We start from the raw sequence: 8,935 nt of genomic DNA, 5'->3' as shown, positions 1-8,935 counted from the left end.
AACGCCAACGAGATGTCGCGGTTCATGGAGATCCTGCGCCGCGGCGGCTCGATGGACGGCGTCACCGTGCTGCGTCCGCGCACGTTGCGGCGGGCGCTCGCCGAGCGCAGCTACCACGAGCTCGACTGGAGTCTCGGCGCCCCGCTGCGCCACAGCGCCGGCTACATGCTCGGCGCGAAGGTGCTCGGCCTCTACGGCCCCGACACCGACGACGCGTTCGGGCACCTCGGCTTCACCAACGTCATGTTCTGGGCCGACCCGCGCCGCGAGCTCTCGGTCGCCCTCGTCACGAGCGGCAAGCCCTACGCGTCCACGCATCTCGGACGCCTCTTCCACCTCACCCGGGTCATCGGCACCCAGGCCCCGAAGGTCGCCCGCACCACCCTCGAGCGCGTCTGAGGATGCCGCTGGTCAGAGCGTTGTCGCGACCCCCAGCGGCGCGACGTCCTGGCCCGGGAAGATCGACGACATCGAGCCGACGCCGAGGCGCTTCTGCGCCACCTCGCCGAGCACGGCGAACGGCGAGTTGAGGCCGGGCACGTCGCCGGCGTCCAGCACGGCGTCCGACAGCGGCGTCCACCGGCCGAAGACGCCGGAGCGCGAGAGCCCGCCGCCGAGCAGCCACATCACCGAGCCGTGGCCGTGGTCGGTGCCGCCCGAGGCGTTCATGCCGACACGGCGTCCGAACTCGGTCATGACGGCGACGGTCACGCGCGAGCGGCGCGTCGGGCCGAGGTCGGTCAGGAAGGCGTTCAGCGACTTGGCGAAGTACGCGAGGTTGTCGTCGAGGTCGTTCGCCTCGTCGGTGTGGGTGTCCCAGCCGCCGATGTCGACGGTGGCGACCTGCATGCCGACCTCCGTCCGCAGCATCTTGGCCACGTCGCCGAGCGCGTCGCTGAAGTCGCCGCCCGGGTACTGCGCGCCGTTGCGGGGGCCGCTGTCGGCCTGCACCTTCGCGGCGGTCGCGAGCGCGTTGAGCGTCACGGGCACGTCGGTCGCCAGGGTGCCGACGAAGCCGCGGTACAGCGTGGCGACGGCCTGCTGCGACGACTGCTGCAGACCGTCCCACGCCGGGAAGGTGAAGTCGTCGATCGAGTTCAGGCCCACCGCGGTCTGCGGGCCGAGCATCGACTGCGGCAGGTCGCCGCCCTCGGCGATCGCGCGGAACGTCGTGCCCGGGCCGAGCTGCGCGAGCACCCGGTTGAGCCACCCGTCGGTCGCGCCCGGGTTGCCGCCCTTCTCGAGCAGCACCTGGGACGAGAAGTGGCTGCGCGACAGGTCGGGCGTCGACACCGCCGGCACGAAGGCCAGCTCGTTCGTCCCCAGGTAGGGGGTCAGGGGCGCGAGCGCGGGGTTGAGCCCCCACCCGAGCGACGGGCCCGGGAGCGCGATCGCCGAGTTGTCGAGCACGAGCGACGAGCGCACGCCCCGCAGGTAGGACAGGCCGAGCGAGTCGGTCATCGGCTGCAGAATGCGCAGGCCGTCGGCCGCGCCGCGCAGGAAGATCACCACCAGCGTGCGTTCGGTGCCGGTCGGCGTCGACGCGAACGCCGCCCGCGTCGTCACCAGCTGGGTGCCGAGCGCGGCCACGCCGGCCATGCCGACGCCCGCGAGGAAGCGGCGGCGCGTCCAGCCGCTCGTCCCCCATGCCTCGTCCTGCGCGGCGAGATCGCGCTGCACGGCGGCCGCCTGGCGGCGCAGCGAGCAGTCCAGTTCGTCGATCATGATCAGGCCTTCCGTGGCTCTCAACGCAGGGCGTGGTGCGGGCCGTGCAGGATCACGCCCGCCACGGGTTCGAACATCCATTGCAGCTTCGAGCGGCTCATCGGGGTCGACGCCGGCTCGCCCAGGAACGTCTGCAGCACGGCGAGGTGCGTCGACGACCAGTACGTGCCGGTCAGCCGCTTCGTGAGCGCGGCGAGGGCGGCGCCGCTCGTGGCGGGCGTGCCCCACAGCGCCGCGGGCGACGGCTTCGGCAGGCCGTCGAACCAGCCGCCGACGAAGCCCAGGTGGTAGTCCCACAGCCGCAGCAGGTCGCCGGACGACCGCCACGCCGCGGCGACGTCGGGGTACCCGTTCGGCGCAGGCCACTCGAGCGGCAGGTGGTCGACCGACCGGCCCACCCAGTGCAGCGTCTCGAGCGCCTTCTCGTAGTTGCTCGGCGTGATGGCGAGGGCGCGGATGGTCGAGACGACGTTCTCGAACGGACGCTTCACCTTCATGCCGCGCGACTGCCAGAACTCCGTCGAGTGGAAGATCGTCCTGACCATCGGCACGATCGCCGTGCCGTACTCGAGGTAGGCCTGCGCCACCGCGTTCACCAGCGCCGCCGACGGGGTGTCGCTCACGAGCCGCTGGCAGAGCTTCGTCGCCAGCCGCTGCGCGGTGGCCGGGTGCGCGGCGAGGTAGCGCAGCAGCGAGTCGCCGACGGCCTCACCCTGCGTCGCGTCGGCGTTCGGGTGCGTCCAGGCCAGCACCTTGAGCGGGCCGGTCGGGTGGATGTAGTCGTCGAACAGGTAGTGCTGGTGCTCGTCGAGCGTGCGCCCGGTGAGCGCCTTCGCGGCGTTGACGACGTCGCTCTCGGTGTAGTGCAGCCCGACCGTGTGCAGCTCGAGCAGCTCGCGGCCGTAGTTCTCGTTGACGTGCGACTTCGTCGAGTCGGCGAGGGTGAGGTAGTTCAGCATCGCCGGGTTGCGGGCCGACGCGAGCAGCATGTCGGTGTAGGTGCCGAGCGCGTACTTGCGCACGACGTCGCGGTCGTGGGTGTGCCGGGTGACCCAGAGATCACCGCGGTGGTTGGCCACGTTGAGGTGGTTGCTGAAGAAGTCGACGAGCACCTCGTACAGCTGCGCCGAGCTCCAGGCCTGCAGGCCCACGGTGACCCGGGTGAGCTGGTCCATCGCGTCCCAGCCGTACTCGTCGCCGTTGTTCGTCAGCCAGTCGCGCAGGTCGGCGGGGTTGAGCTTCAGCAGCGGACCGACCGCCGCCACCTTCGCGTTCCCGGCGTAGATCGGCTGCGAGCGTCCGGCGCTCACCTGCGCCACGAACCAGGCGTCGATGCCGTGCTTGGCGATCCAGGCGCGGTGGCCTGGCGTGGGACCGAAGGCGAGCCGGTTCAGCACGTGCTCGGTCGGGTTGAACCGCAACGGTGCGTGGGCCGAGCCCAGGCAGTGCGCGAGGGCGTCCTTCGCCGTCGGCCAGATCAGTTGGGTCACGTTTGTGCCATCCTTGGCGGGCCGTCCCCACGAGCCCGAGCGCTTCCTCGAAGTCCCCGCTCGCGGTCAGGGTAAGGGATCAACGTCCCGGTCGGAAGTCCGGGACCAACGACACGGGTGGAGGCCTACAGGTGAGCGGTGCACAGATCGGCGTGACGGGACTGGCGGTCATGGGACGCAACCTGGCGCGCAACCTCGCCCGCCACGGCCACACCGTCGCCCTGCACAACCGCTCGCCCGAACGCACCCGCTCGCTCGTCGAGCAGCACGGTGACGAGGGGGACTTCGTGCCGTCGGAGTCGCGCGAGGACTTCGTCGCGTCGCTCGAGAGGCCGCGCGCGATCATCATCATGGTGAAGGCCGGCGAGGCGACCGACGCGGTGATCGACGAGCTGGTGCCGCTGCTCGAGCCGGACGACATCGTCATCGACTGCGGCAACGCGCACTTCGGCGACACCCGCCGGCGCGAGGCCGCGCTCAAGGAGCACGGGCTGCACTTCGTCGGCTGCGGCGTCAGCGGCGGCGAGGAGGGCGCGCTCAAGGGCCCGTCGATCATGCCCGGCGGATCGCCCGAGTCGTACGAGAAGCTCGGCCCGATCTTCGAGTCGATCGCGGCCGTGGTCGACGGGACGCCGTGCTGCGTGCACGTCGGGCCGGACGGCGCGGGCCACTTCGTGAAGATGGTGCACAACGGCATCGAGTACGCCGACATGCAGCTCATCGCCGAGGCCTACGACCTGCTGCGCGCGGGGCTCGGCAAGTCGGCGAGCGAGGTCGGCGAGATCTTCGCCGAGTGGAACACCGGCGACCTCGAGTCGTTCCTCATCGAGATCACCGGCGACGTGCTGCGGCACCGCGACGACGTCACGGGCAAGGACTTCGTCGACATCGTGCTCGACCAGGCCGAGCAGAAGGGCACCGGCCGCTGGACGGTGCAGTCGGCGCTCGACCTCGGCGTCCCGATCACCGGCATCGCCGAGGCCACCTTCGCCCGCTCGCTGTCGGGGCACGCCGACCAGCGCGAGGCGGCGCGCGCGGCGTTCGGTACCTCGCGGGGTTCGCTCGATGTCGACGACTCGTTCGTCGACGACGTGCGCCGCGCGCTGTACGCCTCGAAGGTCGTCGCGTACGCCCAGGGCTTCGACCAGATCAAGGCCGGCTCGGACGAGTACGACTGGGGCGTCGACCGCGGCGCCCTGGCGACGATCTGGCGCGGCGGCTGCATCATCCGCGCCCGCTTCCTCGACCGCATCCGCGAGGCGTACGACAAGAATCCCGGCCTCGAGTCGCTGCTGGTCGACCCGTACTTCGCCGATGCGGTGAAGGACGGTGTGGACGCGTGGCGGCGCGTGGTCTCGAAGGCGGCCCTCGCCGGCATCCCGACCCCGGCGTTCGCGTCGTCACTTTCGTACTACGACGGTTTACGCGCCGAGCGCCTGCCCGCGGCCCTCATCCAGGGCCTGCGCGACAACTTCGGCGCCCACACGTACCGGCGGGTCGACACCGACGGTGCGTTCCACGTCGAGTGGGCCGGCGACGGCAAGCAGCACGACGCCTGACCCCTGACCCACGTCCCCCGATCCTGATCTTGATGCCCACACCGGCCCCCGCCCCGGCCACACCATCCACGTCCGGGCGGGGCGCCGGAGCCGGCGACTCGCCCCATCCGAATCTTGATGGTCCAGGTTGGTCGGGAGTCGGTCAGCGGATCAACATCCGCTGCACCTGATCGACGACCAGCGCCGGTTCGTGCCGCACCACGACCGTCGGGAAGCGCAGCATCGGCGTTCCGGCGATCGTGAGCTCGTTCTGGCGCAGCATGTCGTGCCACCAGTGGGACGCCGCGAGGTGCAGCGCCCCGTCGACCTCGACGCCGAAGACCGAGCCGTCCGGACGCTCCCACAGCGCATCGAGGTAGCGCCGGCGTCCGGCCTCGTCGAGCCGCACCACCTGCCGCCGCGGCTCGGGCAGGCGCGCGCGCCGACACATCCGCGCGAAGTCGATCTCGCTCAGCGCCTGCGCGCCGCCCTCGATGTCGTCGACCGCGAGCAGCAGCGCGTGCCGGTGCCTCGTCCGGCTGGCCGCCTGCACCGCGGCACGCAGCTCCCATGGCCGGACGAGCCGCTGCTGGACGGCGGCGGCCAGGATGCCGCAGGCCGGACGCGGCGAGTCGAAACTGCTCGCGGCGATCACCAGCGCCGGCGCCAACCGGTGCAGGCGGCGGGCGACGATCAGGTCGGCCTTCGACCAGTCGCCGGTGCGGTGCAGCGTGACGCCGTCCCTGTGCGGATTCGTGGTGCCAGCCGGGGCGAGCACGTGCACGTCGGGCCGTTCCCAGCCGCGGAGACCCATGCGCTCACCGCACGTGAACGAGGTCAGCACCGACCTGGGCCCGCAGTTGATCAACGCGAGCTGCTCGCGCTGTGCGCGCGTCGGCTCGCCGTTGTGCAGGAGCAGGGCGTAGCCGTGGCAGGTCCAGCGCCCGGCGGCGAGGTGCGCGGCGGCCTCGTCCCAGCCGATGCCGACCGACGCGAGCCCCTCGAAGGTCGCGACGCCGTCGAACTGGTCGAGGCGGGGCATGCGGGATCTCGCGGCCGAGCGGGTGAGCGCCGTCATGCCGCGAGCGTGGCCGACGTTGCGGTCCGCGGGACCGCAACCGCAGCCCGCTGTGGACGCCGGGCCGCTCATCCACAGTCCGCCGCTCCGGCCTTGACACGCCGGACCCAAATGCCGTCAGCCGCCCCACCCTCGTCCACACCATCAAGATCCGGAGTGGGGCGGCACCGTCAGCCGGACGCGGATGGTCCAGGCGACCCATGCCCCGCCCAGGGCATCAAGATCCGGAGGGGGGCGCGACCGTCAGCCAGGTAGAAGCCGCACGGAGTTCATCACGCCCTGGACGAGCGGGTACTCCTCGGCGCGGCGATCCGCCGTGCAGGTGCCCACGACGTGCACGACGTCCTTGACCTGCTCGTTGACGGGCACGCTGGTGTAGGCATGCGCCTGGACGAGCGTGCCGAGCTCGGGGTGGTCGAACGCGGCGTTGACGAGGACGAACTCGCGCTCGCCGATGCTCACCGCCGCGGGCTCATCCAGCCGTGCGCCGGGGCCGAGGTCGCGCCGCAACAGCAGCAGCGCGTCGTCGACGCTCCAGGCGACGGACGACCGGTCGACGGCGATCACGACGTTCGCGGCGAAGGTGCCGTCCGTGCCGGACTGACGGGCGGCGACCGACGCGCCGGGCAGCAGGACGGGCTCCCAGTCGTCCGGCACGGTGACCGAGCACGCCGGCGGTGCGGGGAAGGTCGCGCTCGGCGCCGTGAGTTCGAAAGGCATCGTCGCTCTCCTAGTGACGCGAGCCGGTGAGGTAGTGCCAGCCGTTGGCGAAGCCGGACGTGACGTCGTCGAGCGCCTGCGTCGGGTCGAGGTGCGACCCACCCTTGATCGACACCGGCACCTTCCACCCGAACAGGTCGGGGTCGAGGTCGACGTCGAACCCGATGTCGTGCGTCGTCAGCGACAGGTCGCCCGCGCCGCCGCCCCCGACACCCGCCGACACGCCGGCGCCCGCGTAGCTCGTCAGCGGCCCGACGTGCACCGTGTCGGTCTGTGTGTCCTCGGCGCCGGCGAACACCCCGGCGTGCCCGCCGATGGCGAACCCGTCGGTGCCGACGTGCAGGTGCTGACCGTAGTCGGCGCGCGCGCCCGCGAAGGCCTCGTTCGTCGAGGTGAAGCTGATGTGGTCGTTCCCGATGCGCGTCGACGACTCCGCGGTCACCCCCGCCGACGCGTCGGCCTCGACGTGCTCGCTGTAGCCGTGCCCGTCGAGCCGAGCGCCCGCGCTGCCACTGGCCTGCGCGCCCAGGAACACGCTGTCCTCGCGGTGCAGGTTCAGCCCGGGGTCGCCGAGGGTGAGCTCGTCCTGGGCGCCGACGCCGGCCCGTGCAGCGCCCTGAACCTCGGCACCATCGGCATCGGCCTGCAGGTGCCCCGACGCCTGGGCCACGGCGAACAGGCTGCCGCTCGCCGCGTACGGCAGCCCGCCGATGGTCGTGCCGGCTGTCATCGCCGACATCGTCCAGATGCCCCCGATCAACCCCGACCACGACGTCGACCCGGCGCTGCTCGCCGACTCCTGCTCGGCGGCGTTGGCGCGCGCGGAGGACGCCATCGTCGAGACGTCGTGCTGCACGCGGGTCAGCGCGGGCCGCAGGTGCGAGTGCCACGTGGCGACGAACTGCTGCTCGCGCCGGCCGCGCCAGGTCGCATCGATCCGTCGCACCAGGCCGTCGACCGTCGTGATGAGCTGCGAGAGCCGCAGCGCCTGCTGATCGGCCTGCCCCGCGAGCGTGCGGATCTTGTCGGGGTCCATCCCCTGTCTGGTCACGGCGTCAGTCCTCTCGGGAGACCGGTCGGGCGTCGAGCAGTTCGAGATCGTCGCGGGTCACGAGCCTGGCTGCGACGGCGTACTCGACCAGTCGCGCCCGGCGATTGGACGCGATCTTGCTCGAGTCGCCGTAGAGGCCGCGCACACCGGTCTTGGTGAGCTTGTCGCAGACGTTGTCGAGCTTTCGGTTGAATTTCGTGAGCGTCCAACCCAGCCGCGTCGCCGCGTCCGCCGACGACAGCACCGTCCCGCTGCCGCGGTTGCCACGACGCAGCACGTCCTCGGCGAGGGCCACCATCAACAGCCGTTGATCCGTGGTGAACGCGACGCGGCCGATGGTCGTCTCCCCCGCCGCGGTCGGTTCGGCGACGGTCGGGACGTAGGCGGGCTCGTCCTGGACGATCTCGAACTCGTAGGTCGTGGGCCCGGCGGTGAACCACACCAGCGCCCGCGGGAAGACGACGGGCAGTTGCGCGCCGGGCGCGAGCCACGCGTTCATGAGCCCGTCCCCGTCGGCGATGGTGGCCGACAACCGCGTCCCGACGTTCGTCAGCCAGGTGATGCCGCCGTGGCGGCTCACCTCCAGGAACCGCCGGTGCAGGTAGGGGTTGTCGTCGATGGTGAGCGCGCCGTCGCGTCCGATCACCAGCGGCTCGTCCGTGCCGACGGGATGGATCTCGCCGCAGAAGTCCACGTGCACCGTCATCAGCTGCCGCCGCACACCTGGTCGGAGGCGGTCGACCCGGCATCGTTGCCCGCGTGGTAGGCCGACACGACGAGGCAGGTCGTCGCGGGCTTCGTCGTGGGCACGGTCAGGTGCGGCACGTCGACGCGCTGATGGGTGGGCGAGTCGACGGCCGGCGCGACCATGAAGTAGTCGCCCGACCGCGCGCCCGGGTACGTCCAGCTGAAGGTGACGACGTGCTTCGCTGCGTCGTACGCCGCCGTGACCGTCGGCTGCCCCGGTGGCTCCGCCAAGGCCGTGGCCCCGTTCGCGGAGACGCTCGGGTCGGTGTGCGGCCGCCCGCCCCCACTGGCGCTGAGGACGACACCGATCACCGTGACGACGATGATCACGGCCGCCGCGGCGACGACGAGGTACGAGCGCCGGACACCGCGGGCGGCGGGCGCTGCTGCGTCGGGCGCCTCGGTGACATCGACGGCGCCGTCGCCGACCTTCGTCGGTCGACGGGTCGTGGCCTCCCGGACGTCCCCCGGCACGGCGGCGCGCTCGCGCGGGCCGGCGGGCGTGGTTGGACGCGCGCGGGTGCGCGGGCTGTCCTCCGCAGCCGACCGCTTCGACGTCGGCGCGGGCGTGGGGACGACCGGGCGC

8 protein-coding genes and 1 pseudogene are annotated in these 8,935 nt (G+C 72.0%); 2 read left to right on the top strand and 7 right to left on the bottom strand.

Features of this window, described 5'->3' with window-relative positions:
• A partial coding sequence (locus ACTHMS_RS00705; protein ID WP_440304757.1) for a serine hydrolase occupies window positions 1-399 on the top strand: 399 nt, incomplete at its 5' end.
• 12 nt (window positions 400-411) lie between these two features.
• Here ACTHMS_RS00705 and ACTHMS_RS00700 read toward each other — a convergent pair.
• Both ACTHMS_RS00700 and ACTHMS_RS00695 read right to left on the bottom strand, forming a co-directional pair.
• Window positions 412-1,725, bottom strand: a complete 1,314-nt coding sequence (locus ACTHMS_RS00700) for a DUF1501 domain-containing protein (RefSeq protein ID WP_440304756.1) — start codon at window positions 1,723-1,725, stop codon at window positions 412-414.
• A 20-nt stretch (window positions 1,726-1,745) separates the two neighbouring features.
• Window positions 1,746-3,215 (bottom strand): DUF1800 domain-containing protein, encoded by a 1,470-nt coding sequence (locus ACTHMS_RS00695; RefSeq protein WP_440304755.1) that lies wholly within the window; start codon window positions 3,213-3,215, stop codon window positions 1,746-1,748.
• 131 nt (window positions 3,216-3,346) lie between these two features.
• Between ACTHMS_RS00695 and gndA the strand changes: the two genes are divergently transcribed.
• Window positions 3,347-4,774: an NADP-dependent phosphogluconate dehydrogenase gene (gndA, locus tag ACTHMS_RS00690; protein WP_440304754.1), complete on the top strand. Its 1,428-nt coding sequence runs from the start codon at window positions 3,347-3,349 to the stop codon at window positions 4,772-4,774.
• A 142-nt stretch (window positions 4,775-4,916) separates the two neighbouring features.
• Here gndA and ACTHMS_RS00685 read toward each other — a convergent pair whose 3' ends face one another.
• The 5 genes and pseudogenes from ACTHMS_RS00685 to ACTHMS_RS00665 all read right to left on the bottom strand — a co-directional run.
• Window positions 4,917-5,831, bottom strand: coding sequence for a hypothetical protein (locus ACTHMS_RS00685; protein ID WP_440304753.1), 915 nt, complete (start codon window positions 5,829-5,831; stop codon window positions 4,917-4,919).
• A 243-nt stretch (window positions 5,832-6,074) separates the two neighbouring features.
• Window positions 6,075-6,551, bottom strand: a complete 477-nt coding sequence (locus ACTHMS_RS00680) for a hypothetical protein (protein WP_440304752.1) — start codon at window positions 6,549-6,551, stop codon at window positions 6,075-6,077.
• A gap of 10 nt (window positions 6,552-6,561) precedes the next feature.
• Complete coding sequence (locus tag ACTHMS_RS00675) at window positions 6,562-7,602, bottom strand: WXG100 family type VII secretion target (RefSeq protein WP_440304751.1); 1,041 nt, start codon at window positions 7,600-7,602, stop codon at window positions 6,562-6,564.
• 4 nt (window positions 7,603-7,606) lie between these two features.
• Window positions 7,607-8,308, bottom strand: coding sequence for a hypothetical protein (locus tag ACTHMS_RS00670; RefSeq protein WP_440304750.1), 702 nt, complete (start codon window positions 8,306-8,308; stop codon window positions 7,607-7,609).
• Window positions 8,308-8,935: pseudogene (locus ACTHMS_RS00665) on the bottom strand (hypothetical protein); the annotation flags it as partial. The pseudogene ACTHMS_RS00665 and the gene ACTHMS_RS00670, both read right to left, overlap by 1 nt.

It is taken from the genome of Jatrophihabitans sp., from assembly GCF_051960575.1.
Lineage (GTDB): Bacteria > Actinomycetota > Actinomycetes > Mycobacteriales > Jatrophihabitantaceae > JBQCEE01.
This window is presented reverse-complemented; position numbering and strand designations above follow the sequence as displayed.

Bases quoted from the DNA above. Each gene is read 5' to 3' on its own strand.
- ACTHMS_RS00700 (WP_440304756.1), bottom strand. From the start codon at position 1,725: ATGATCGACGAACTGGACTGCTCGCTGCGCCGCCAGGCGGCCGCCGTG.
- ACTHMS_RS00685 (WP_440304753.1), bottom strand. From the start codon at position 5,831: ATGACGGCGCTCACCCGCTCGGCCGCGAGATCCCGCATGCCCCGCCTC.
- ACTHMS_RS00680 (WP_440304752.1), bottom strand. From the start codon at position 6,551: ATGCCTTTCGAACTCACGGCGCCGAGCGCGACCTTCCCCGCACCGCCG.
- ACTHMS_RS00670 (WP_440304750.1), bottom strand. From the start codon at position 8,308: ATGACGGTGCACGTGGACTTCTGCGGCGAGATCCATCCCGTCGGCACG.